Origin of the sequence: Autumnicola tepida, assembly GCF_031846485.1 — a bacterium.
Classification (GTDB): domain Bacteria; phylum Bacteroidota; class Bacteroidia; order Flavobacteriales; family Flavobacteriaceae; genus Autumnicola; species Autumnicola tepida.
Window position 1 is genome coordinate 86,244 of the sequence record NZ_JAVRHQ010000008.1, and the last position, 23,287, is coordinate 109,530.

Consider the following 23,287-nt stretch of genomic DNA (forward strand, 5'->3'; position numbering starts at 1 on the left):
ATAACAGCAAATAACATTATTATGACATTTACAGAATGGTTTCTGTTTTTCCTTGCAATACAGGTGATTCATTTCCTCGGAACCTGGAAACTCTATCAAAAAGCAGGGAGAAAAGCATGGGAAGCTCTTGTTCCCGTATATAATGCAGTAATCCTGATGAAGATTATTAACCGCCCATGGTGGTGGGTAATCCTTCTTTTTATTCCAATTGTTAACTTAATTATGTTTCCGGTGATATGGGTGGAAACCGTTAGGAGTTTTGGCAGGCATTCCACCGCCGATACCTGGCTGGCTATCCTTACGCTTGGTTTTTATATCTACTACGTGAATTATGCGCTGGATGTAAATTATATTGAAGACAGGAGCCTGAAACCACGTACGGAAGCAGGAGAATGGATTAGCTCTATCCTCTTTGCCGTTATTGCGGCTACTATTGTGCACACTTACATTATGCAGCCGTTTACCATTCCCACGTCTTCTTTGGAAAAGACTTTGCTGGTGGGAGATTTTCTTTTTGTAAGTAAATTCCATTACGGGGCGAGGGTACCTATGACTGCTGTGGCTTTTCCCATGGTGCATGACACCATTCCGTTTCTGGGAATAAAATCTTACCTCACCAAGCCGCAGATTCCTTATATGCGTTTCCCCGGATTCGAGAAAATCGAGCGTAACGATATTGTAGTTTTCAACTGGCCTGTAGATACCGTAAATGCTTTTCAGCAATGGGGAGACGGGAAATATTACTACAAACCTATAGATAAAAAATCCAATTATGTAAAGCGTGCGGTGGGTGTTCCCGGGGATTCGCTGAGTATTTTGGACGGAAAAGTTCAAATTAATGGCGAACCATTAGCACTTCCCGTTCGGGCTAAAGTACAGTACACCTATTACGGAACCACAAAAGGCCAGGGCTTTAGTCCGCAATACATGGTGCAGGATCTGGGAATTACAGATGGTTACGGTTATAATCCCAATACGAATGAATTTTTTATACAATCGCTTACAGAAGAAGCTTACGAAAGGCTGCAAAACAATCCGAATGTGGCTTCTATTGAAAGGAAAATTGATTCTGCGGGAGTAAAACTCTCTAATATTTTCCCTAATAACAACAAGGTAAACTGGAATGCCGATAACTTTGGACCGGTGTATATTCCGAAGCAGGGCGTTACTGTTCCTATAAATCAGCAATCTTTACCATTTTACCGAAGAATTATTGAAACCTATGAGGGAAGCGAACTGGGAGTGGACAATAAAATTAGCTTTAACGGAAACCAGGTTTTGCTGAATGGAAAACAAATTGATTCCTACACCTTTAAACAGAATTATTACTGGATGATGGGTGATAACCGCAACAACAGTGAAGACAGCCGTTTCTGGGGTTTTGTTCCTGAAAATCATGTAGTGGGAAAACCTGTATTTATCTGGTTTAGCTGGGATTCTAATGCCCAGGGCATTATGAACAAAATTCGCTGGGACAGGGTTTTCACCACCGTACGCGGCCAGGGAACCCCCGTTTCTTATCTTCCTTATGCCCTGATGATTGTGGTGGTGCTTATCGCCTTCAATTACTTCAAAAAAAGAAGAAATTCTTAAACCAGCATGAGCAGAATTCTTTTACATCCTGTTTATTTCGGGCCGGTTTCGCAATATGTTCAGCTGGTGAATGCTGAAGAGGTTATTTTTGAGAATGAAGATAATTATCAGAAGCAAACCTATCGCAACAGGATGTATATTTATGATGCCAATGGGAAGCTGCTGCTGAATATTCCCATAAAACATACTTCAGCCCTGGGGATTTCCAGTAGTGGCCATCAAAAGTACAAGCAGGTGCTAATAGAAAATGAATTCGAATGGCAGAAACAACACTGGCGGGCATTAAAAGCTTCCTACCAGACATCTCCGTTTTTCGAATTTTATGAAGATGAACTTTACCCGCTCTACCATAAAAAGTATGAGCTGCTAATGGAATTTAACTATTCCTGCATGCAGTTTGTATTGGATTGTCTACAGGTAGATATCCCCTTCAGAAAAACTTCAGAATATATCTTAAATCTAAAGGATGTGGAGGATTGCCGGCATTTTGTTGATGCGAAATCCAAAGAAAAGTTTAGCAATAAAAGGTATGCGCAGGTGTTTGAGCCTAAACATGGTTTTATACCAGATTTGTCAATTCTGGACTTGCTGTTCAACGAAGGGCCCAACAGCCTGGAATATCTTAGATCTCAGTATGTATCTTAAATTTTAAGCCGGAAGCTGTAATTCTTCTTTTCAGAGGTTCGGACTATTTTCAATTATAAATTCTAAATTTTGAATTTTGTATTGCTCCTGAACACCAAACTCCGAACTACAAACTTTCCCCTTTTAACTATTCACTTTTAGAACTAATCAGGAGAAAGGTCAAGGGTGGCTTTAACAGGAAAATGATCTGAATAAAATACTTCCATAGTTTCAAAAGATTCTACTTCCATGCTTTCATCTGGTAGTATAAAATCTATCCGCAGCGGGAAATAATCAAAGTCAAAGCTTCTGCCAAATCCATTTCCGGCCTCTTTGTAGGCATCGTTCAAACCAAAACCACTGGAGCGTAATTCCCGGTAAATATAAGAATAGGCCGTATTGTTAAAATCGCCCATTACAACTACTTTATAGGGAGTATTCCTAATTACGTCCAACACTTTTTCCACCTGTATCTGCTGTATGGCAAAAGTTTGTCCCATGCCCATCCAGACTCTTTTAGAACTCTCCTTCTCAATATTTCCAAGATCAGGCTTTTGGCTAAAAGACTGTAAATGCACATTGATGACGCGCAATGTATCTTCTCCCACCACTACATCTGCATAAACTCCATTATTATTGCTTTCGGAATCAAAATCGAGAGAATAAGTGTTTATAATGGGATACCTGGAAAGAATGGCAAGGCCAAATTCGGCGCCTTTAGTCTTTAATTTGATGTATTTATAGGGAAACTGGCTTGCAACATTTATTTCTCCTTTATAATATTCCTGCATGCAAACAATATCGGGATGCTGCTCTTCTATAAAAGCTGTTATTTGTTTTGGCACGTTCTCCCTTTGCTCCTTTGTGCTCAAATACTGACTAAAATGCCGTACGTTATAGCTCAATACTCTAACAGCATCCTCTGAAGTTTTCTTTTCTTCTTCTGAAGAATTGATTTCATAAATGGAGGTCACATGATTGAAGCCAAGCAGCAGCACTATTAAAGGCAAAAGAAACTGCTTTTTAAGCCGGATTATCCAGTAAACTAAAAATCCTATATTTACCAGGATAAGCAGTGGCACTCCCAGGCTCAAAACCGAAAGTAAAGAGAATTTAAGGGGCGGGATAAAAGGCAACAGGTAAGAGAATAGCAAAGCTGCCGCCAGAAGCGAATTCAGCAAAAAGAGGAACTTGTCAAACCAGTTTAAATTCTTCATTTAATCGTCTTTACCTGCCTGGAAAAGAAAATCCTTTTCTGCTTTATTTAAACTATCGTATCCGCTTTTGCTTATTTTATCAAGAATTGCGTCAATTCTTTTTTGCTTTTCATCTTTATTCATACTCCGATTCACGCTTCTCCCGGAATTAGAAGAAGTTTTACGCGTGGCGGTTCTGTTCCGGTCGCGGTGAACAGTTTTCATTTTTGCCTTTCTCTCCCTTGGTTTGAAAACCCCGGCGATTCCATCCATTATTTTTTCAAACCAGCTTCCAATATCATTTCCCCTTTGCAACTGCGTGGTATAGAGATAACCTAAAGCAGCGCCACCTAAATGCGCAAGATGCCCTCCCGCATTGCCCATAGGAATCTGGATCACATCAACAGCCACAAGAAAGGCGGCGATCCACCAAAATTTTATACTTCCCAAAATCAGCAGGCGCACCCGCATGTTAGGAATATGTGTAGCGATACCAATTACCACAGCCATCACCCCGGCAGAAGCACCAATAAGATAAGAACTGCCCATCCCCTGGAAGGCAGGAAAAAGATTATAGCTGAGCATATAAACCAATGCCCCTACAATAACCCCAAGAAAATAGTAATTCAGTAACCGCTTAGGAGAAAAGTAATTCAGAAAGTAAATTCCGGAATAGTACAAAATGAGCATATTTCCCAGGATGTGCCAGATACCACCATGTAGAAACGAATAAGTGATTATTGACCATGGTTTGATGATGAATTCGCTTAGCTCCTTCGGAAAAACAAACCACTGCAAAAGAAAATCTGACGGTAGCTGAAATAAGTAAGCAATGGTACGAAACAGAAAAAACAGTACAAACACGATCACATTTATAGCAATGAGCTTTTCTGTAACGGTGGCCGTTTGAATTTTATATCTTAATCTGTCCGATGTTCGCATCTAATACCACCTGTTTTGGTTAAACTGGTTCTTTTTCCAGTACCACATCATTAAAAAACCAATTATCGCACCTCCAATATGCGCCCAGTAAGCCGTATTTGAAGGCCCCAGGATATTTGCCCCGGTAATAGCCGAATATACGTTAATAAGAAAATATCCTCCAATAAAATATTTAGCTTTAATTGGAATAGGAATAAACATGAGATACAGCGGGAGGTTTGGATAGATAAGGGCGATTGCGGCCATCACTCCAAAAACTGCGCCGGATGCCCCCACCATAGGAGTAACGTAGCTGTTTATAAGGGCTTCAGTTGCATCCTGAGGCACATTATTGTAAAAGTTATACCTTCCCGAAGCTACCACTTCATTTAAAAATCCCTGGATTTCATTTGGGTTAAACCCGGCATCCAGATAAGCCTGGTAAGCAGAATTAAAAGTGAAATAGCTAAAAAGAATTTGCAAACCCGCAGCTCCCAGACCGGCAGAGAAATATAAAAATAAAAACCGTGGCTGGCCGATGGATTGCTCTAAAAGGCTTCCAAAAATATATAGCGCAAACATATTAAAGAAAATATGTGTTAAGCCTCCATGCATAAACATATGCGTAATTAACTGCCAGAAATAAAAATTATCATTTTTCGGAAACCAAAGGGCGAATAACTGGTAAGCATATTCCCCTAAAAACTGACTGCCTACAAAAAACAGAATATTAACAATCAGTAAAACTTTTACGGTTTCTGTAATTCTTCCCATTTATGTAAATTTTTTCTCTAATTCATCCACCGTCAACGTAATAAAAATAGATTTGTTGAAAGGTGTAAGACCAGGTTCTTTACAGGCAAAAAGCCGGTTAACAATATGCTGTTGTTCACTGCCGCTCAAAACTGTTCCCGTTTTCACAGACATGCTTTTGGCCAGGGATTTGGCCAGCAAATCGGTTTGTGAAAAACCGTTATCAGGAACATCATTTTCAAGATCAGAAAGCAGTTGCTCCAGGAGCATTTCCACTTCACTTTCAGAAATGAGCGTGGGAATTCCCGTAATTTCCACCGCATCTTTGTTTATTTCTGAAAAGACAAAACCGGTTTGTTCCAGCGATTCCCTTATCTGCTTAAGCATTTCCACCTCGTGGGCGTTAAACTGAAGTTTCAAAGGAAATAATAATTGCTGACTCACCGCTGCTGAAATTGTTATATTTTTCAGCAATTCTTCATAAAGTATCCTGCTGTGCGCCCTGTTTTGATCAATGACCAAAATGCCGCTTTTCAGGGTACTGACAATAAATTTTTTATGAAGCTGAAAAGTGGTGTTTTCAGGCTTTTCTTCAGAAGTATCAAACAAACTGCCGGTTACCTCTTCACTTTCAAACTCCATGTGCCCGCCTGCTGCAGCAGATTCAATTTCCGCAGTTGTTCCTGCGTAAAGACTTTCCCAACCTGCAGTGCTTTCTTTTTTAAATGAATTGCCAGGCCGGTAATTAGACCCGCCGGTTTCATTTTTAAAGGGATTAAAATCACGGTCTACTTCCACTTTAGGGATTTCCGCACCTTTATTTTTATAAGCATAAGGCGTGTCAAGTTCTGAGTCCCGGTCAAAATCGAGTACCGGCGCTACATTAAACTGGCCCAGGCTGTGTTTAATCGCGCTGCGCAGCATGGCGTAAAGTGCATGCTCATCGTCAAATTTTATCTCTGTTTTGGTAGGATGAATATTAATATCAATGCTCTTGGGATCTACCTGCAGGTACAGAAAATAGCTGGGATAGGTTTTCTCCTTCAGCAAACCTTCAAAAGCGGCCACTACGGCATGGTTTAGATATGGACTTTTAATAAACCTGTCATTCACAAAAAAGAACTGTTCTCCCCTGCTGCGCTTGGCGAATTCAGGTTTTCCAACAAAGCCTGAAATTTTCACAATTTCGGTATCCTCGTTAACGGGAACCAGTTTCTCATTGGTTTTCCCTCCAAAGATATTGGTGATGCGCTGGCGGTAATTAGTGGCATTCAACTGAAAAAGCTCACTGCCGTTGTGGTGCAGCGCAAAATTGATATGTGGATGTGCCAAAGCCACCCGCTGAAATTCATCTATGATATGCCGCGTTTCCACATTATCTGACTTCAGGAAATTGCGTCGCGCGGGAATATTATAAAAAAGATTTTTCACACATAATGAAGTGCCTTTAGGCGTCACGCAGGGTTCCTGGGAACTAATCGAACTGCCTTCAATTTTAATGCAGGTACCTACTTCTTCATCTTCAGGCTTGGTTTTAAGTTCAACATGCGCGATAGCGGCGATAGAAGCCAAAGCCTCGCCTCTAAAACCCTTTGTTTTTAAACTGAAGAGATCTTCCGCAGATTTGATTTTGGAAGTCGCGTGGCGTTCAAAACTCATCCTGGCATCGGTAAGGCTCATCCCCTTTCCGTCATCTACCACCTGGATAAGCGTTTTACCGGCATCTTTGATCACTACCTGGATATGCTCTGCCCCCGCGTCTATAGAATTTTCAAGCAATTCTTTTATTACGGACGCCGGCCGCTGGACCACTTCTCCCGCGGCGATCTGGTTTGCTACGTGATCTGGTAAAAGTTGAATAAAATCACTCATTTATCGAGCATTCGAGAAAATGGACAAATCAAAATCTATAATCCAGAGGAAAATAAACAGAAGTATAAGAATAATGTAAACCACTCTTTTATTGATTTCCCTGTTGCCACGGGTACGACTGGATTTGCGGATTTCAGACCATTGAGATCCAAAATCTATCGCATTGGTGGCTTCTTTATATTTATTGAATTTGGAATCAAAACTGTAAATATTGCCCGTATCTTTCCCCTTATAATACCTGGGGGTATAATTATAACGTGCATTCTTTTTACTTTTTAAAAAATTGACTCTCAAAATGTGGGATTTTAGTGGTACTTCAAATTTACTCAAAAAGCTCCGAATTCCGAAGCCTGAATGGGCAAATTATAAATAACAAGAATGATGCCGCTTCCTGAAATGTTTAAAGTTGAAGGTTTAAAGGTTGTCTGTGGGTTGTGGGTTGTGGGTTGTGGGTTGTGGGTTGTGGATTGTGGGTTGTAGGTTGTGGGTTGTGGGTTAAAAATGTACAAACTCATAACTCTAAATTGACAACCGATAACTTTTTTAACTCTCCACTTTTCAGATTTTCAGAAATTCCAGCTTCGTACTTCTAACCTCTTATTTCTTTGTTCCCTTCATTTAAAAACGTGCATCTTTGCGCAGCTGGGCCATTTTTATGGCGGCGATGGCAGCTTCTGTCCCTTTATTGCCATGTTTTCCGCCGGAGCGGTCAATTGCCTGCTGCTTGTTTTGATCTGTAAGCACACAAAAGATAACCGGAATATCACTTTGTACATTAAGGTCTTTTATGCCCTGGGTCACCCCATCACAAACAAAATCAAAATGTTTGGTTTCTCCTTCAATTACGCTGCCAATAGCGATTACCGCGTCCAGCATATCATAACTTTGCTGCATTTTTTTACAGCCGTAAATAAGTTCAAAGCTGCCCGGCACATTCCACCGGACGATTCTTTCCTCCAGCACGCCATGCTCTTTTAAGGCTGCAAAAGCACCATTAAAAAGCCCTTCTGTGATTTCTTCGTTCCACTCTGAAACAACAATCCCAAACCGAAAATCTTTCGCGTTTGGGATTGAACTTTTATCGTATTCTGAGAGGTTGTTTCCTTCAGTCGCCATATATTTTTATTTCATTGCCTGAGCCTGTCCCATGTAAACCGCAACACTTTCAGCTTCCTGAGTATCGGGATATTCATCTTTTAGCTTGGTAAGATATTCTTCTGCCTCATCAGCCTTTCCTAATTCCAGAGCGGTAATTGCAGATTTCAGTAAAAATTTAGGGGTTGTAAATGAATTAGACCTCATATTAGCCGCCTGTACATAATAATCTAACGCTTCCTCCGGCTGGTCCAGCTGCATAAATGCATCGCCAATCCCGCCAACTGCCAGGGCAGAAGTAATTTCATCATCAGCATCGTAATCTTCAAGATAATCTATAGCATCCTGATAGTTTCCTGTACGCAAACTTGCAAAACCAGCGTGATATTTAGCGATATTTGCAGCATCTGTCCCGCCGTAGTTTTCAATAATATCCACAAAACCATACTTACCTTCGCCTCCGGTAAGGGACATGGTGTACAAAGAATCGCTTTGTGCACCGGTAGAATTGAGCGCGCCTGCAAAATAATCCTGGGCCTGGGCCATCTCGTTGGCAGCTTCAGCCTCTTTTGGCTCCTGTATCCAGTTTTCATAAGCAAGATAACCAAGAGCAACTATAACAGCCACACCAACAATAATGTAAATATATTTCTGGTTTTCGGCCACCCATGTTTCGGTTCTGCCGGCACCTTCATCAAGAGAGTTAAAAACTTCTGCTGTTGTAGATTCTTCTTCTACATGTTTTTGTTCTTCTTCTTTATTGGAAGGTTTATAGCCTCTTTTCTTGTACGTTGCCATATAATCTTTTTAATGCGTGGCAAAAATATGATTTTTATTCAAAATTAAAAGAGATTTTATTTGTATTTTTTCGATAATTTGGGGTCATTCGCAGTAGAAGAATATGCTGAAAATTAATCTTTTTATATATTGATTATCAATTTTTTATGTTTTTAAAACAACTCTCCTTACTCAATTATAAAAATCTGGAATCTGAAACATTTGAGTTCGACTCAAAAATAAATTGCCTGGTGGGACATAACGGAGTTGGGAAGACTAACGTTCTGGACAGTATATACCATTTATCCTTCGGAAAAAGTTACTTCAACCCAATTACCAGTCAGAATATCAATCACGATTCTGATTTTTTCGTGGTTGAAGGAGAATTTGAAAAGAACCAAAAAGAAGAACACATTCTGGTAAGTGCCAAACGCGGCCAGAAAAAGGTAATTAAGCGGAATAATAAGCCTTACGAAAAATTTAGCGAACATATTGGCTTTATTCCAACAGTGATAATTTCTCCTGCAGACCGCGATTTAATTGTGGAAGGCAGCGACACCAGGCGTAAATTTATTGATGGGGTAATTTCACAAAGCGACAACGCCTATCTTAATTATCTGTTGCAATACGGCAAAATCGTGTCGCAGCGGAATTCTTTATTGAAATATTTTGCCGCCAATAATTCCTTTGACCGTGATACGCTGGAAATTTACAATATGCAATTGTCTGACCTCGGCCAGGAGCTGTTTGAAAAACGGAAAAAATTTCTTGCTGAATTTATCCCGATTTTCAATAAACGCTATGGCGATATTACCAATAATAAGGAGCCGGTAAATATTTCTTATAAAAGCCAGTTATTTGATAACAACCTGAAAGATTTACTGGAAGAAAACCTGCAAAAGGATATGGCGCTGCAGTATACCAGTGTGGGAGTTCATAAAGACGACCTGAGTTTTGAAATTGAAGACCATCCCATTAAGAAATTTGGTTCACAGGGGCAGCAAAAATCATTTTTAGTTGCTCTAAAACTCGCGCAATTCGATTTTATAAAAGCTATCAGCAAAGTGAATCCTATTCTTTTGCTGGACGATATTTTTGACAAGCTTGATGAACAAAGGGTTGGGCATATCGTCGCTTTGGTGGCTACAAACGAACTGGGACAAATATTTATAAGCGACACCCATGCCGATAGGACAGAAAAGGTGGTAAAAGAGAGCAATCAATCCTATAAAATCTTTAAATTGTGAAAAAACAGCTTCTTATCTTTATAGTAGGATTTCTGATTTTTGGCTGTCAAAAACCAAATCCCAAGGAGCAGCTTCAACATCTTAATGGTTACTGGGAAATTGACCGCGTGGAATTTTCTGAAGATTCCGTTAAAGATTACTCCATGAGCCCTTATGTGGATTATATTCACCTGGAAGATGAAAAGGGTTTCAGAAAAAAGGTTCAACCACATTTTGACGGAACTTTTACTGTCATTAATAATAATGAAAAAGTTGAAGCCACTATAGAAAATGACAGCCTAAGGCTACTTTATAAAACCCCTTATGCTACCTGGGAAGAAACAGTTCTTTCTGCGGAAGAGGATAAATTAAGCATTATTAATGCCGACGGAGTGATATACTATTATAACAAATATGAACCTATAGACGTAACAGCAGATGAAAAAGAGGAATAGTGAAAATATGAGTATAGGTGACGTGCTGAAGGAGTTCGTGGACCATAACAAATTGCAAAAAGGGCTTGATAAAGTTACCGTAAGAGATGTTTGGAATGAACAAATGGGGCCTGCCATCCAGAAATATACCACTGCCATTAAGCTGGAAGGTTCAACGCTTTACGTTCAATTAAGTTCTTCTGTTCTTCGCGAGGAATTAAGTTACGGCAAAGAGAAAATTGTAAGGATGCTTAATGAAGAATTAGGCAGGGAACTGGTGAAAAAACTGGTACTTCGGTAGATGTCAGTCTTTAGACGGTAGACGATAGAATTTCAGTGAATGGTGAATAAGGTAAAGTTCAAATTAAAAGCTGACAACAGACAACCCACAACAGACAACTCACAACAGACAACCCACAACCGTCAACATAACAGCAATTTAGAATACATTTTACAGATATATTTTCAACCTCAGCACAATGCCAACACATTCTTCAGGTAAAAGCGGCTAATTTCTTTATCTTTAAGCAACCTCCTTTCTAAGAATAAAGAAAAATGAACACTTCCAAAGAAGAAATGATAAGCCTGCTGGAAAAAAGAGGGATTAGCAATCCTGAAGTGCTTCAGGCAATGCGCGAAACCGACAGGAAGAACTTTATTCCGGAGGATGTAAAACAAAAAGCTTATAATGACAAGCCACTGCCAATTGGAAAAGGACAAACTATAAGTCAGCCTTATATTGTGGCTTATATGGCGCAGCAGTTAAAACTTCAACCTGGCGAAAATGTACTGGAAATCGGGACCGGCTGTGGCTATAATGCGGCCGTGCTTTCTAAGCTCGTAAAGAAAATCTATAGCATAGAAATAATTGAATGGCTGCAGCAGTACGCTGTTAAAAACCTGGAGAAAGCTGGGGTTAAGAACGTTTATACCCGCAATGCCGACGGTTATAAAGGATGGCCTGAAAGAGCGCCTTTTGACGCCGTTGTACTTACCGCTGCCCCGCCAGAAGTACCACAAACTTTAAAAGAGCAGCTAAAAATAGGTGGCAGACTTTTGGCACCTGTAGGACGACGCTCCCAGAAACTGGTGCTTATTACCAGAATCGGTGAAAGCAACTTCAAGGAAAAGACACTTTTGCTGGTAAATTTTGTGCCCATGACGGGGAAGGCACAGGGATAAGCAAAACCATTAAGTAAATTCAAACTTTGGACAAAAAAAAGAAGCTGCCTAAAAAGACAGCCTCTAATTATAAATTTTGGCACTTCTTAAAACATTTCCCTTCCGGCGAAATGAAAAGAACCTTCAATTTCTGCATTTTCATCGCTGTCACTTCCGTGTACCGCGTTTTCTCCAATAGAAGTCGCATATTTTTTTCTAATGGTACCATCGGCAGCTTCTTCAGGATTGGTGGCTCCAATAAGCGTCCTGAAATCTTCCACGGCATTTTCTTTTTCAAGAATAGCAGCAACAATAGGCCCGCGGGTCATAAATTCTACCAACTCCCCAAAGAAAGGACGCTCTTTATGAATATCATAAAACTTCTCGGCATCAGCTTTTGTCATTTGAGTAAGTTTCATCGCCACGATTCTAAAACCTGAAGCGGTAATCTGTTCTAAAATTGCACCAATATGCCCGTTTTCAACAGCATCTGGCTTTAGCATGGTGAATGTTTTATTTCCTGCCATTTTGTGTTTTTTAAATTTTGTGCAAAAATAGAGAATTCCGCTCCAAATACAAGTAGATTAGAATTTTATATGGCCCCTGAATTTAGTTCATAGACAAAATGTAAAGATTTGCCGCTAAACTTCTCATTTCTAAAATAGAAAAAGTAAGAAAATGAAAAATATCACTGGCATTTTTTGTTGCTTTGTGACAAATCAAAAATGAAAGCTCGTTTATTAGCAAAAACTAATAAATTGTATCTTTACCAATAGGTATGATAGAACAAAATATTTTAGAAATCACCGCAGAACTTGCGCACGCCAAGAACATTGTTATAGTTCCACATAAAGGCCCCGATGGCGACGCGATAGGTTCCACCCTTGCCCTCTGGCATTTTTTAAAGGAAAAAGGGCATAATGCCAATATTATTGCACCAAACGACTATCCACACTTTTTAAAGTGGTTGCCCGGCAATGAAGAAGTAATTATTTACGAAAATAACCAGGACGCCGCCAACTCCCTGATTAATGAAGCCGAAATTATTTTTACCCTGGATTTCAATACGCTTTCCAGGGCAGGGCAAATGCAGGAATCCTTAGAAAATTCCGAAGCGGTTTTTATTATGATAGACCACCACCAGGAACCGGCAACTTATGCCGATTATACTTATAGCGATGCGGAAATGAGCTCTACCTGCCAGATGGTGTATCATTTTATTGAAAAGCTACGGGCGGTAAAAAAGATCACGCCCGAAATTGCCACCTGTCTTTACACAGGGATCATGACAGATACCGGCTCTTTCCGCTTTACCTCCACAACCAGCGACACCCACCGCGTTGTGGCAGATCTAATAGATAAAGGTGCCGATAATGCCACCATCCACAACAATGTATTTGACACTAATTCTGAAAATGGCCTGCAACTACTTGGGACCGCCCTTCAAAATCTAAGGGTAAACCAGGTTTATAGAACAGCTTATATAAGCCTTTCCCAGGAAGAACTGGACCGGCATAACTTCAAAAAAGGAGATACTGAAGGTTTCGTGAATTATGGCCTTTCCCTGGCTGGAATAATTTTTGCCGTCATCTTTATCGAAAACAAGGCAGAAAATATTATTAAAATTTCCTTCCGGTCAAAAGGAGAATTTTCGGTGAACGATTTTGCGAGGAAGCATTTTAACGGCGGTGGGCACATTAATGCCGCGGGAGGAAAAAGCGAGTTATCCCTTAGTGACACAGTAGTAAAATTCAACCGTATTTTGCCCGAATATAAAAATGAATTATCCTTATGAAATTCAGGATTTTAACCATCCTTTTTTTAGCAGCTGTTTCCTGTAAATCTCCGGAAGCAAGATATCCCGTAACACAAAAATCAGGATCTTATATAGACGAATCGGTACAGAGGAATAAAGAACTTCTTACACAGGAAGAGACCTATATTGAGCAGATTATTGAAAAGGACAGCACCCGCGACTATATTGCTTCCAATAATGGGTTCTGGTATTTTTACAATGAAAAAAATTCCGATTCTACCAATACTGAAAGACCCGAGTTTGGCGATATTGTGGTTTTTGACTATAATATTTCAACTTTAGACGGGCAGCCCATTTATGCTGAAGGAGAAAAACCTACAAGAGAATATGCCGTAGACCAGGAAAAACTTTTTAGCGGACTCCGTGAAGGGCTTAAATTAATGAAAGAAGGAGAAACGGTAACTTTTCTCTTCCCTTCCTACAAAGCCTTTGGATACTATGGCGATAAAGCAAAAATTGGGACTAATGTTCCCATAACCGCAAAAGTGACCTTACATTCTATAAAAACTAAAACCAATAACGAATCCAATAATTAGAAAATGAAGAAAACAAGTATTTTATTTTTATTCGCGATAGCACTTTCTTTTATCGCCTGTAATGAGGAATATCCCGATCTTGAGGATGGGCTTTATGCAGAATTTAAAACATCCAGGGGCCCTATTGTAGCTGAACTTTACTATGAACAAACTCCTCTTACCGTGGCAAGTTTTGTTTCCCTGGCTGAAGGGACCAATCCAATGGTAGACAGCACTTACCAGGGAAAACCTTTTTACGACGGAATTACCTTCCACAGGGTTATAGATGGTTTTATGATTCAGGGTGGTGACCCCACAGGAACAGGTTCCGGTGGGCCAGGCTATCGTTTTCCAGACGAATTTAATGACAGCCTTCGCCATGATTCCAAGGGCATCCTTTCTATGGCAAATGCCGGCCCCGGCACCAATGGGAGTCAGTTTTTTATCACTCTTGCCCCTACCCCAAACCTAAACAACAGGCATACTGTTTTTGGAAAAGTGGTGAAAGGACTAGATGTTGTGGAAGCAATCGGAAAGGTGGAAACAGGCCCACGTGATAAGCCAACAGAAGATGTGACCATAAATACCATTAATATCATTAAAAAAGGTAAAGAGGCAAAGAATTTTGACGCGCCGGAAACCTTTGAGACAGAACTTGCAAATATTAAAGCCGAAGAAGAGGAAGCTGCGAGAAAAATGGAAGAAGCAAAAGCCGAAACCGCGCAGCAACTGCAGGAAATGGAGGAAAAAGCAGATTCCCTGGACACGGGATTAAAAATCTATTTTGAAGAAAAAGGAGAAGGCCCTAAACCTCAAAATGGCCAGCGGGTTGGCGTGCTTTACGAAGGTTACTATACCGATGGTGGTATTTTTGACACTAATGTAGAAGACGTTGCCAAAGAAACCGGCACTTTTAATGAACAACGAGCAGCGCAGGGTGGATATGCGCCAATGTACATTCCTTATGGCCCCGATGCTCCAATGATCCCTGGGTTTAACCAGGCACTGGAACAAATGCAGGTTGGCGATGAAGCCGTGGTATTTATCCCAAGCCATTTGGCTTACGGAGAGCGAGGCAGAGGCCCTATCCCTCCAAATACAGACCTTGTATTTCGTATAAAACTTACAGACATCCAGGAACAACAATAAAACCAGAATGTTTTATAAATAGAAAAAGCCCGCGATAACGGGCTTTTTCTATTTACTAATTTTCCCGAAAAATTAGGTTACTCTTATTTCTTCGGGATATTCTTAAGGATTTCCTGTACAAATTTCCAGTACTTTTTTGCTGAAGAAATGCTGGCGCGTTCATCTGGAGAATGCGCGCCCCTTATGGTTGGGCCAAAAGAAATCATATCCATTTCGGGATAATGGCTTCCAATAATTCCACATTCCAGGCCTGCGTGGCAGGCGGCAACATCGGCCTTTTCCTTATTCAGTTTTTGGTAAATCTCATCTGCAACTTTTAAAATAGCAGACTCCCGGTTTGGCTGCCAGCCAGGATATTCCCCTGAAAATTTCACCTTAAAACCGGCAAGTTCAAACGAAGCTTCAAGGCTATTGGCAAGGTCGTCTCGGGAAGATTCCACAGAAGAACGGGTAAGACAATTAATTTCTATCCTGCCCTCTTCGGCCACAATCTTAGCAATATTATTGGAGGCTTCCACCAGGCCTTCAATATCGGGGCTCATTCGGTACACGCCGTTATGCGCCGCGGAAACGGCCTTTAAAAAATCCTGCTGGTCTTCCACCTTCATCACATTTTCCGGTACATCAGCTTCAGAAATACTAATATCAAGATTTGGCTCCAGGTTTTTATACTCCGCTTTAATTTCGTCGATGTGGATCATGTTCTCATTCAGAAAAGGTTCCATATCTGCTTTATCCACAACCACAAGCGCTTCAGCTTCTCGGGGAATGGCATTGCGCAGGCCGCCGCCATTGAATTTGGACAAACGCAGGCCGTAATCGCGGTAAGAATCATAAAGCACACGGGTAAGCAGCTTATTGGCATTTCCCAGTCCTTTAATGATGTCCATCCCGGAATGGCCACCTTTTAAACCTTTTACTTTAATAAGATACCCAATAGAATTATCGGGGGTATGCTCTTCTTCATATTCCCTGATGGCCGTAATATCCACTCCCCCGGCGCAACCTATTCCTATTTCATCATCTTCTTCGGTATCGAGGTTAAGGAGAATCTCCCCCTGCAGCATTTCAGGATCCAGGCCTTTGGCGCCGGTCATCCCGGTTTCTTCATCTACCGTAAAAAGCGCTTCTAAAGCTGGATGTTCTATTTCCTTACTTTCAAGAATGGCCATAATTGTCGCCACGCCAAGTCCATTATCTGCACCTAGTGTGGTTCCTTTTGCACGCACCCAGTCTTCATCTACATACATTTCTATACCCTGGGTTTCAAAATCGAATTTAGTATCGTTATTTTTTTGATGCACCATGTCCAGATGGGACTGCAGCACCACCGGTTTTCTGTCTTCCATCCCGGCCGTGGCGGGTTTTCTTATCACCACATTACCGGTATCATCTACCAAAGTTTCAAGATCATTTTTGTTGCCGAAGTTTTTCATAAATTCTATAACCCGCTCCTCTTTTTTTGAGGCTCTGGGGACTTCGTTTAAATCGGCGAAATTCTTCCATAGTTCTTTAGGCTCCAGGGCCCTAATTTCTTCATTCATTGTCTTATATTTTGGTATATTCACAAATGTATTGGTAATTGCCTAAGTTCTAAAATTTGAGGCGAAATATTAATTGTATTTTAAGCTTGTGAAGAGAAAATCTACCCTTATCCTTGCATTACTTCTGCCGCTGCAGATTATTTTTATAAAAATCATCTCCAATTATCCACAATTCGTGGAAACCTGGTACAGCAAAACACTCTATCCTGAAATTTCACGGATTATGAGAATAAGCCTTGGAATTTTGCCGTTTTCCCTTGGCGATTTTCTCTATGCCTTTTTGGTGATTTCTATTATAAGATGGTTGGTTATAAGAATCAGGCAGCGCTTTAAAAATCCGAAGAAATGGATCTTGGAAGCATTTGCCACCCTCTCCATTATCTATGCCTGCTTCAATATTTTTTGGGGCTACAATTATTACCGCCTGCCTTTGCACCAATCCCTGGGTATAGATAATGAATATTCCACGGAAGAATTGATCAGGCTTACAGAAAGCCTTATTTCCAGGTCCAACGCTATTCATTCTGAACTTGCTGAAAGCGATTCGGTAAAGATCGATATGCCTTATGATAAAAATGAACTTTTTGATATTACTCTTAAAGGCTACACCAATATCAAAAAACAATATCCTGAACTCACCTATGAAGGGGAGAGCCTGAAGCGTTCCCTGTATAGTATTCCGCTTTCCTATATGGGCTTTAACGGTTATCTTAATCCACTAACCAACGAGGCCCAGGTAAACACTATTATTGTTCCTTATAAAATTCCCACCACCGCCAGTCATGAAATTGGCCACCAGCTTGGGTTTGCCAAAGAAAATGAAGCCAATTTTATCGCCTGCCTGGCCACTATGAACCATCCCGACCCTTACTTCAGGTACTCCGGGTTTACCTTTGCCCTTAGTTATTGTTTAAATGAATTGTACCGCAGAGATAAGGAGCAAACCGATGAAATTATAAAAACAATCCATCCCGGGATTTTGGCAAATTACAGGGAAGTGCAGGAGTTCTGGCTGAAGCATCAAAATCCGCTGGAGCCCATGTTCCAGATGTTCTATAATCATTATCTCATTGCCAATAACCAGGCAGAGGGGATGAAAAGCTATAGTTATGTGGTGGCGCTCCTGGTTAATTACTTCGAAGATCCTGAAACTCAATTCCAGCTATAGCAGAATTTTTATTAAAATTTTGCTAAATTGAGCGCTTCTTAATTTTACCCTAAACTTAAATAAATCACGGTTTTTATGAGATTAAAACTACTGGTGTGTTTCTTTTTGCTTGCAGCAGTACAGCTGAAGGCACAGGAATACTTCCCAAAGAACGACGGGGTCAAGTCCCGAAATACAAATTATACCGTTTTTAAAAACGCGAAAATTCATGTAGACCCCACTTCAGTTATTCAAAATGGCATGTTTGCCGTTCAGGATGGCAAAATCACCGCGGTTGGAAAGAACATTTCTGTCCCGGATAACAGCGTTGTGATAGACCTCGAAGGAAAGGAAGTTTATCCTTCATTTATAGATCTTTACAGCGATTTTGGGATTCCTAAGCCAAAAAGAGCAGAAAGCAACAGCGATCAGCCACAATATGATGCGGGCCGCGAAGGTTATTACTGGAATGACCATATTCGCCCTGAAACCAATGCAGTGGCACAATTCAGCTATGATAAAGAGAGCGCTTCCAAACTTCACAAAGCAGGCTTTGGTGTGGTAAACACCCATGTTCCCGATGGCATTGTTCGTGGAACAGGAACTCTGGTTGCCCTAAATCCTGAAGGCACCGAAGGAGACCGTATTCTCAGGGACCGTTCTGCGCAATATTTATCTTTTGATAAAAGCGTGCAGTCCCGGCAGTCTTACCCAACTTCCATTATGGGTGCCATGGCGCTGTTGAGACAGGTTTATCTTGATGCCGACTGGTATGCCGGTGGGAATGCCGATAATACAGACCTTGCCCTGGAAGCTCTAAACAACAATAAAAACCTGGTTCAGATTTTCGCCACAGACAATTTGCTTGACGAATTTCGCGCCGACAAGTTGGGTGATGAATTCGGGATTCAGTATGTGATTCTTGGGAACGGGAGCGAATACAAGCGCCTGGATAAGGCAAAGAGCACTGGTGCCACCTATATTGTCCCGCTGAATTTCCCGGATGCTTACGATGTTGAAAATCCTTTTATGGCAGAACATGTAAGCCTGGAAGATATGAAACACTGGAACCAGGCGCCAGCCAACCTTAAAATGATGGCCGATAAAAAAGTGCCTTTTACCCTTACCACTAAAGGGATTGATGCTGAAAAAGATTTCAGGAAAAACCTTTTAAAAGCTATTGAGTACGGCCTTGGCAAAGAAGATGCCCTTGCGGCTTTAACAACCATTCCCGCGAAGGTTATTGGAGAAGAAGGAAGCCTTGGTGAAATTAAAGAAGGTGCCTGGGCAAATTTTATCATTACCTCCGGGGATTACTTTGATGAGGAAAGCAGCCTTTATGAGAACTGGGTGCAGGGAAAAAGAGCGGTAATTGAAGATATGAACACTACTCCTATTACCGGAGAATATGACCTGAAGCTGGATGGAAATTCTTATACGCTGAATATTTCAGGAGAGCCAACAAGCCCTAAGGCAGAAGTAAAACTTGGAGACACAAAAATTGGTTCAAAACTAAGTTTTGATGATAACTGGATAAACCTGTTGCTTTCTTCGCCAGATACAACAAAAACAGAATTCATCAGGCTGGTGGCCAATGTACCTTCGGAAACAAATACCATTTCAGGCAAGGCAATTCTTCCAGGCGGCAGGGAAACTTCATTTACTGCTGTTAAATCTTCCGCAGAAAAAGATTCCGAAGAAGATAAAAAAGATAAAGAACATCCTGAAGTGCTGCCTGTAACCTTTCCAAATAAAGCTTACGGATTCACAGAATTGCCTGAACAACAAGACGTGCTTTTCAAAAACGCAACAGTATGGACAGGCGAAGCTGAAGGAACATTGGAAAATACGGATGTGCTGGTTAGAGACGGAAAAATTGCCAAAATTGGTAAAGACCTTAATGCAGGCCGGGCAAAAGTGATAGATGCCACGGGAAAACACCTTACTGCCGGGATAATAGATGAACATTCGCACCTGGCTGCTTCTGCAATTAACGAAGCCGGGCAAAATTCTTCAGCAGAAGTAAGTATGGAAGATGTGGTAGATCCTACCGATATTGGTATTTACTACGACCTGGCAGGTGGCGTGACATCCATGCAGATACTTCATGGTTCAGCCAATCCCATTGGTGGCCGTTCTGCAATTGTAAAGTTGAAATGGGGAGAAGACGCGGAAGATATGATCTACGATAACGCTCCAAAATTTATAAAATTCGCCCTTGGAGAAAATGTAAAACAATCCAACTGGGGCAGCAATGTGCGCTTTCCACAAACCAGGATGGGTGTGGAGCAGGTGTTCACAGATTACTTTAGCCGCGCCAGGGCCTATGAAGCTGAAAAAGCCAGAGGTGGAGACGATTTTAGAAAAGATATTGAAATGGAAACCCTGGTGGAAATCCTTAATGGCGAACGTTTTGTAACCTCTCACTCCTACATTCAGAGTGAAATTAATATGCTGATGAAAGTGGCTGAAAATTTTGATTTTAACATCAATACCTTCACCCATATTCTTGAGGGTTATAAGGTGGCGGATAAAATGAAGGCACACGGCGTTGGCGGCTCTACATTTTCTGATTGGTGGGCCTATAAATATGAAGTGAACGACGCTATTCCTTATAACGCGGCGATTATGCACAGCCAGGGCATTACGGTAGCCATTAATAGCGATGATGCCGAAATGAGCCGCAGGCTAAACCAGGAAGCAGCGAAAAGTGTAAAATACGGAGGTGTTTCTGAAGAGGAAGCCTGGAAATTTGTAACGCTTAATCCCGCAAAACTGCTTCATATAGATGACCGTGTGGGAAGTATTAAAACTGGAAAAGATGCCGATTTGGTGCTTTGGAACAACCACCCGCTTTCCATTTATGCCAAACCGGAAAAAACAATGATTGAAGGAGTGGTGTATTTTGATGTTGAACGGGATAAGGAAATGCAAGAGCAGATAGAACAGGAAAGAAGCAAATTGATCACTCAAATGCTAAAGGCCAAAAATGAAGGAGTGAAAACGCAACCGGTCACTAAAAAAGAAGAAACACGTATTCATTGTAATACGCTGGAAGAAATCCACTAAAATTTAAGAAATGAAATTTTTAAAAATAACATTCATTACAGCGCTTATTTCCTTCTGCGGAAATCTGAGCGCGCAGCAAACACCCGCGCCGGAGCAAACCGAGCCGGTAACTATTGTTGGGGCCACAGCACATATTGGAAACGGCGAAGTGATAGAAAACAGCCTTATAATTTTTAAGGATGGTAAGATCACCCAGATAATGTCTGCTAACAGTACAAAAATGCAGTATCCGGGACAAATTATTGAAGCCAAAGGCAAACATGTTTACCCGGGATTTATCGCGCCAAACTCAACATTGGGACTGGTTGAAATTGACGCGGTAAGAGCTACTGATGATGAAGATGAAATAGGTACCATGCTGCCAAACGTAAGAAGTTTAATTGCCTATAATGCCGAAAGTAAAGTGGTGGAAAGCATGCGGCCAAACGGCGTATTGATTGGCCAGATCACCCCTCGTGGTGGCAGGATTTCCGGCACTTCTTCTATTGTTCAGTTTGACGCCTGGAACTGGGAAGATGCCGTAATAAAAGAAAATGACGGACTGCACATTAACTGGCCAAACAGTTTTAGAAGAGGCCGCTGGTGGGCTGGAGAAGAACGTGGCATGAAAGAAAACAAGGAATATAAGAACGAAGTCCTGGAACTTTCAGACTTTTTCGCGGCTGCAAGGGCCTATGTAAACGGGGACAGAAAAATCCCAAACCTGCCCTACGCTGCCATGGAAGATGTTTTTACAGGGAAGAAAAAGGTATTTGTTCATGTAGACGGCGAGAAAGAAATCACCGATGTAATTCAGTTTAAGAAAGAGCAAAATCTTGAAGGATTGGTAATTGTAGGTGGAAATCAGGCGCTTGCCGTTGCAGATAAACTGAAGGAAAATAACATTCCGGTGCTGGTAAACCGTCCTCACCGTACTCCTGAAGAGGAAGATGAAGATTACGATATGCCTTACAAACTTGCAAAATTACTAACCGATAAAGGAGTGCTTGTTGGCCTGGAAAGCAGCGGGAGCATGGAAAGAATGAGCACCAGAAACCTGCCGTTTTATGCCGGTACCGTTGCAGCCTTTGGTTTGGATAAGGAAGAAGCTCTAAAGCTTATCACTTCCAACAATGCCAGAATTTTAGGAATAGACGGCACAGCAGGAACTTTAGAAGAAGGGAAAGACGCCACTTTATTTATTTCTGATGGGGACGCGCTGGATATGCGTACCAACATTTTAAGTCATGCCTATATACAGGGCCGGGAAGTAAGCCTGGAAACCCACCAAACCGAACTTTGGAAGCGGTACATGGGCAAATATGAGAGGCAAAGTAAATAATTTTACATGTTGTCCCTAAACATGCATATAGCCGGATTGAAGAATTTTCCTGCAAGGTCTTTGCGACCTTGTAGGTTCTGATAGAAATACTGACTTATTCAAAATTTACACCTATAAGTTTTGCAACCTCGCAGGAGATAAGAATAGGAATCGAAATTATTATCATTTGATATAGTATTAGTTAATTTAAGAAAGGCCTTCGAAATTTTCGGAGGCTTTCTTTTTTTCAGGGATTATCTGTTTATTTTTACGCCATGCATAAACAAATTTCAAGTCCGCACAATGCCGCCATAAAACGCCTGCTGCAGTTACAGGATAAGTCCCGCAACAGGAGAAAAGAAGGCGTTTTTGTAGTTGAAGGAATCCGGGAAACAGGGCTGGCCATAAAAGGAGGTTTCGATTTAATGGAAATTTATTTTTGTCCGGAATTATTTCCTGCGGAAGAACTTTCTACTTTAACTGAAAAATGCCAAATTCAGCCGAAAATTGTTGAAATCTCTTCTGAAGTTTATAATAAAATCGCTTACCGCGGAAGCACCGAAGGAATTATTGCCGTTTTTAAAGGTAAGACCACGGCATTGGAATCGCTGAAGTTTTCTTCGGAAAACCCACTGATTTTAGTAGCCGAAGCACCTGAAAAACCGGGAAATATTGGCGCCCTTTTAAGGACTGCCGATGCCGCAAGACTCGATGCCGTGTTAATCGCCAACCCCAAAACAGATCTATTTAACCCGAACATCATAAGGTCCAGCGTGGGAGGCGTTTTTACAAATAATGTGGCTACCGGCAGTACGGCTGAAATAATTTCGTTCCTGCAACGACAAAACATCAAAATTTACGCTGCCGCTTTGCAGTCTTCAAAAATATACGCTCAGGTAGATTTTACCCAAAGCGCCGCGATTGTGGTGGGCACCGAAGCAACGGGTTTAAGCCGGGAGTGGCTGGAAAATTCTACTCAAAATATTATAATTCCCATGAGCGGGGAGATAGATTCCATGAATGTTTCGGTGGCCGCGGGAATCCTGGTTTTTGAAGCGAAAAGACAGAGGGGGTTTAGGCTGTAGAATGTAGAAA

22 protein-coding genes are annotated in these 23,287 nt (G+C 41.2%); 13 read left to right on the plus strand and 9 right to left on the minus strand.

Features of this window, described 5'->3' with window-relative positions; all coding sequences use genetic code 11:
• The first annotated feature begins 21 nt into the window (after window positions 1–21).
• Together lepB and RM553_RS08460 are read left to right on the plus strand one after the other, a co-directional pair.
• On the plus strand, window positions 22–1,593 hold the full coding sequence (gene lepB, locus RM553_RS08455) for a signal peptidase I (RefSeq protein ID WP_311534482.1): 1,572 nt from the start codon (window positions 22–24) through the stop codon (window positions 1,591–1,593).
• Window positions 1,594–1,599: 6 nt separating this feature from the next.
• A complete protein-coding gene (locus tag RM553_RS08460) occupies window positions 1,600–2,238 on the plus strand; it encodes a WbqC family protein (RefSeq protein WP_311534483.1) in 639 nt (212 codons plus the stop codon).
• Window positions 2,239–2,381: 143 nt separating this feature from the next.
• Here RM553_RS08460 and RM553_RS08465 read toward each other — a convergent pair whose 3' ends face one another.
• The 7 genes from RM553_RS08465 to RM553_RS08495 form a co-directional block, all read right to left on the minus strand.
• Window positions 2,382–3,434, minus strand: a complete 1,053-nt coding sequence (locus tag RM553_RS08465; protein ID WP_311534484.1) for an endonuclease/exonuclease/phosphatase family protein — start codon at window positions 3,432–3,434, stop codon at window positions 2,382–2,384.
• Complete coding sequence (locus RM553_RS08470) at window positions 3,435–4,355, minus strand: rhomboid family intramembrane serine protease (protein WP_311534485.1); 921 nt, start codon at window positions 4,353–4,355, stop codon at window positions 3,435–3,437.
• The gene (locus tag RM553_RS08475; RefSeq protein ID WP_311534486.1) at window positions 4,356–5,108 is read right to left on the minus strand and encodes a rhomboid family intramembrane serine protease; all 753 of its coding nucleotides are present in this window, start codon (window positions 5,106–5,108) and stop codon (window positions 4,356–4,358) included.
• Window positions 5,109–6,959 carry a DNA mismatch repair endonuclease MutL gene (gene mutL, locus RM553_RS08480; protein WP_311534487.1) on the minus strand — a complete coding sequence of 617 codons (1,851 nt, stop codon included), beginning with the start codon at window positions 6,957–6,959 and terminating at the stop codon, window positions 5,109–5,111.
• Window positions 6,960–7,253, minus strand: coding sequence for a hypothetical protein (locus RM553_RS08485; protein WP_311534488.1), 294 nt, complete (start codon window positions 7,251–7,253; stop codon window positions 6,960–6,962).
• A 324-nt stretch (window positions 7,254–7,577) separates the two neighbouring features.
• Window positions 7,578–8,075 carry a 6,7-dimethyl-8-ribityllumazine synthase gene (gene ribH, locus RM553_RS08490; protein WP_311534489.1) on the minus strand — a complete coding sequence of 166 codons (498 nt, stop codon included), beginning with the start codon at window positions 8,073–8,075 and terminating at the stop codon, window positions 7,578–7,580.
• A gap of 6 nt (window positions 8,076–8,081) precedes the next feature.
• A complete protein-coding gene (locus tag RM553_RS08495; protein ID WP_311534490.1) occupies window positions 8,082–8,852 on the minus strand; it encodes a tetratricopeptide repeat protein in 771 nt (256 codons plus the stop codon).
• A gap of 146 nt (window positions 8,853–8,998) precedes the next feature.
• Between RM553_RS08495 and recF the strand changes: the two genes are divergently transcribed.
• The 4 genes from recF to RM553_RS08515 all read left to right on the plus strand — a co-directional run bounded on the left by recF (window position 8,999) and on the right by RM553_RS08515 (window position 11,673).
• Window positions 8,999–10,078: a DNA replication/repair protein RecF gene (gene recF, locus RM553_RS08500; RefSeq protein ID WP_311534491.1), complete on the plus strand. Its 1,080-nt coding sequence runs from the start codon at window positions 8,999–9,001 to the stop codon at window positions 10,076–10,078.
• Entirely contained in the window at window positions 10,075–10,512 is a 438-nt protein-coding gene (locus RM553_RS08505) for a hypothetical protein (protein WP_311534492.1), read from the plus strand. Before recF ends, RM553_RS08505 begins: the two co-directional genes overlap by 4 nt.
• Window positions 10,496–10,792: a DciA family protein gene (locus RM553_RS08510; protein ID WP_311534493.1), complete on the plus strand. Its 297-nt coding sequence runs from the start codon at window positions 10,496–10,498 to the stop codon at window positions 10,790–10,792. The genes RM553_RS08505 and RM553_RS08510 overlap by 17 nt, the downstream gene beginning before the upstream one ends.
• A gap of 254 nt (window positions 10,793–11,046) precedes the next feature.
• Entirely contained in the window at window positions 11,047–11,673 is a 627-nt protein-coding gene (locus RM553_RS08515; protein ID WP_311534494.1) for a protein-L-isoaspartate(D-aspartate) O-methyltransferase, read from the plus strand.
• An 86-nt stretch (window positions 11,674–11,759) separates the two neighbouring features.
• On the opposite strand, the gene RM553_RS08520 is transcribed toward RM553_RS08515, so the two are convergent.
• Window positions 11,760–12,179: a nucleoside-diphosphate kinase gene (locus tag RM553_RS08520; protein WP_311534495.1), complete on the minus strand. Its 420-nt coding sequence runs from the start codon at window positions 12,177–12,179 to the stop codon at window positions 11,760–11,762.
• Window positions 12,180–12,430: 251 nt separating this feature from the next.
• On the opposite strand from RM553_RS08520, the gene RM553_RS08525 reads away from it, so the two are divergent.
• The 3 genes from RM553_RS08525 to RM553_RS08535 are packed head-to-tail and all read left to right on the plus strand — an operon-like array spanning window position 12,431 to window position 15,132.
• Window positions 12,431–13,447, plus strand: coding sequence for a DHH family phosphoesterase (locus RM553_RS08525; RefSeq protein WP_311534496.1), 1,017 nt, complete (start codon window positions 12,431–12,433; stop codon window positions 13,445–13,447).
• Window positions 13,444–14,004, plus strand: coding sequence for a gliding motility-associated peptidyl-prolyl isomerase GldI (gldI, locus tag RM553_RS08530; RefSeq protein ID WP_311534497.1), 561 nt, complete (start codon window positions 13,444–13,446; stop codon window positions 14,002–14,004). The genes RM553_RS08525 and gldI overlap by 4 nt, the downstream gene beginning before the upstream one ends.
• Window positions 14,005–14,007: 3 nt before the next feature.
• Window positions 14,008–15,132, plus strand: coding sequence for a peptidylprolyl isomerase (locus tag RM553_RS08535; protein ID WP_311534498.1), 1,125 nt, complete (start codon window positions 14,008–14,010; stop codon window positions 15,130–15,132).
• Between the two features lie 83 nt (window positions 15,133–15,215).
• Here the strand turns inward: RM553_RS08535 and RM553_RS08540 are convergent, their stop codons facing one another.
• Complete coding sequence (locus RM553_RS08540) at window positions 15,216–16,676, minus strand: aminoacyl-histidine dipeptidase (protein WP_311534499.1); 1,461 nt, start codon at window positions 16,674–16,676, stop codon at window positions 15,216–15,218.
• Between the two features lie 88 nt (window positions 16,677–16,764).
• Between RM553_RS08540 and RM553_RS08545 the strand changes: the two genes are divergently transcribed.
• From RM553_RS08545 to RM553_RS08560, 4 genes are all read left to right on the plus strand, one after another.
• Window positions 16,765–17,844, plus strand: a complete 1,080-nt coding sequence (locus RM553_RS08545; protein ID WP_311534500.1) for a DUF3810 domain-containing protein — start codon at window positions 16,765–16,767, stop codon at window positions 17,842–17,844.
• 75 nt (window positions 17,845–17,919) lie between these two features.
• On the plus strand, window positions 17,920–20,892 hold the full coding sequence (locus RM553_RS08550; protein ID WP_311534501.1) for an amidohydrolase family protein: 2,973 nt from the start codon (window positions 17,920–17,922) through the stop codon (window positions 20,890–20,892).
• Window positions 20,893–20,902: 10 nt separating this feature from the next.
• Window positions 20,903–22,213: an amidohydrolase family protein gene (locus tag RM553_RS08555; protein WP_311534502.1), complete on the plus strand. Its 1,311-nt coding sequence runs from the start codon at window positions 20,903–20,905 to the stop codon at window positions 22,211–22,213.
• 254 nt (window positions 22,214–22,467) lie between these two features.
• On the plus strand, window positions 22,468–23,277 hold the full coding sequence (locus RM553_RS08560; protein ID WP_311534503.1) for a TrmH family RNA methyltransferase: 810 nt from the start codon (window positions 22,468–22,470) through the stop codon (window positions 23,275–23,277).
• Window positions 23,278–23,287 lie beyond the last annotated feature (10 nt).

Bases quoted from the DNA above. Each gene is read 5' to 3' on its own strand.
- RM553_RS08460 (WP_311534483.1), top strand. From the start codon at position 1,600: ATGAGCAGAATTCTTTTACATCCTGTTTATTTCGGGCCGGTTTCGCAA.
- RM553_RS08510 (WP_311534493.1), top strand. From the start codon at position 10,496: ATGAAAAAGAGGAATAGTGAAAATATGAGTATAGGTGACGTGCTGAAG.
- RM553_RS08475 (WP_311534486.1), bottom strand. From the start codon at position 5,108: ATGGGAAGAATTACAGAAACCGTAAAAGTTTTACTGATTGTTAATATT.
- ribH (WP_311534489.1), bottom strand. From the start codon at position 8,075: ATGGCGACTGAAGGAAACAACCTCTCAGAATACGATAAAAGTTCAATC.
- RM553_RS08470 (WP_311534485.1), bottom strand. From the start codon at position 4,355: ATGCGAACATCGGACAGATTAAGATATAAAATTCAAACGGCCACCGTT.
- RM553_RS08520 (WP_311534495.1), bottom strand. From the start codon at position 12,179: ATGGCAGGAAATAAAACATTCACCATGCTAAAGCCAGATGCTGTTGAA.
- RM553_RS08560 (WP_311534503.1), top strand. From the start codon at position 22,468: ATGCATAAACAAATTTCAAGTCCGCACAATGCCGCCATAAAACGCCTG.
- lepB (WP_311534482.1), top strand. From the start codon at position 22: ATGACATTTACAGAATGGTTTCTGTTTTTCCTTGCAATACAGGTGATT.
- RM553_RS08465 (WP_311534484.1), bottom strand. From the start codon at position 3,434: ATGAAGAATTTAAACTGGTTTGACAAGTTCCTCTTTTTGCTGAATTCG.
- recF (WP_311534491.1), top strand. From the start codon at position 8,999: ATGTTTTTAAAACAACTCTCCTTACTCAATTATAAAAATCTGGAATCT.
- mutL (WP_311534487.1), bottom strand. From the start codon at position 6,959: ATGAGTGATTTTATTCAACTTTTACCAGATCACGTAGCAAACCAGATC.
- RM553_RS08540 (WP_311534499.1), bottom strand. From the start codon at position 16,676: ATGAATGAAGAAATTAGGGCCCTGGAGCCTAAAGAACTATGGAAGAAT.
- RM553_RS08525 (WP_311534496.1), top strand. From the start codon at position 12,431: ATGATAGAACAAAATATTTTAGAAATCACCGCAGAACTTGCGCACGCC.
- RM553_RS08550 (WP_311534501.1), top strand. From the start codon at position 17,920: ATGAGATTAAAACTACTGGTGTGTTTCTTTTTGCTTGCAGCAGTACAG.
- RM553_RS08495 (WP_311534490.1), bottom strand. From the start codon at position 8,852: ATGGCAACGTACAAGAAAAGAGGCTATAAACCTTCCAATAAAGAAGAA.
- RM553_RS08535 (WP_311534498.1), top strand. From the start codon at position 14,008: ATGAAGAAAACAAGTATTTTATTTTTATTCGCGATAGCACTTTCTTTT.
- gldI (WP_311534497.1), top strand. From the start codon at position 13,444: ATGAAATTCAGGATTTTAACCATCCTTTTTTTAGCAGCTGTTTCCTGT.
- RM553_RS08515 (WP_311534494.1), top strand. From the start codon at position 11,047: ATGAACACTTCCAAAGAAGAAATGATAAGCCTGCTGGAAAAAAGAGGG.
- RM553_RS08555 (WP_311534502.1), top strand. From the start codon at position 20,903: ATGAAATTTTTAAAAATAACATTCATTACAGCGCTTATTTCCTTCTGC.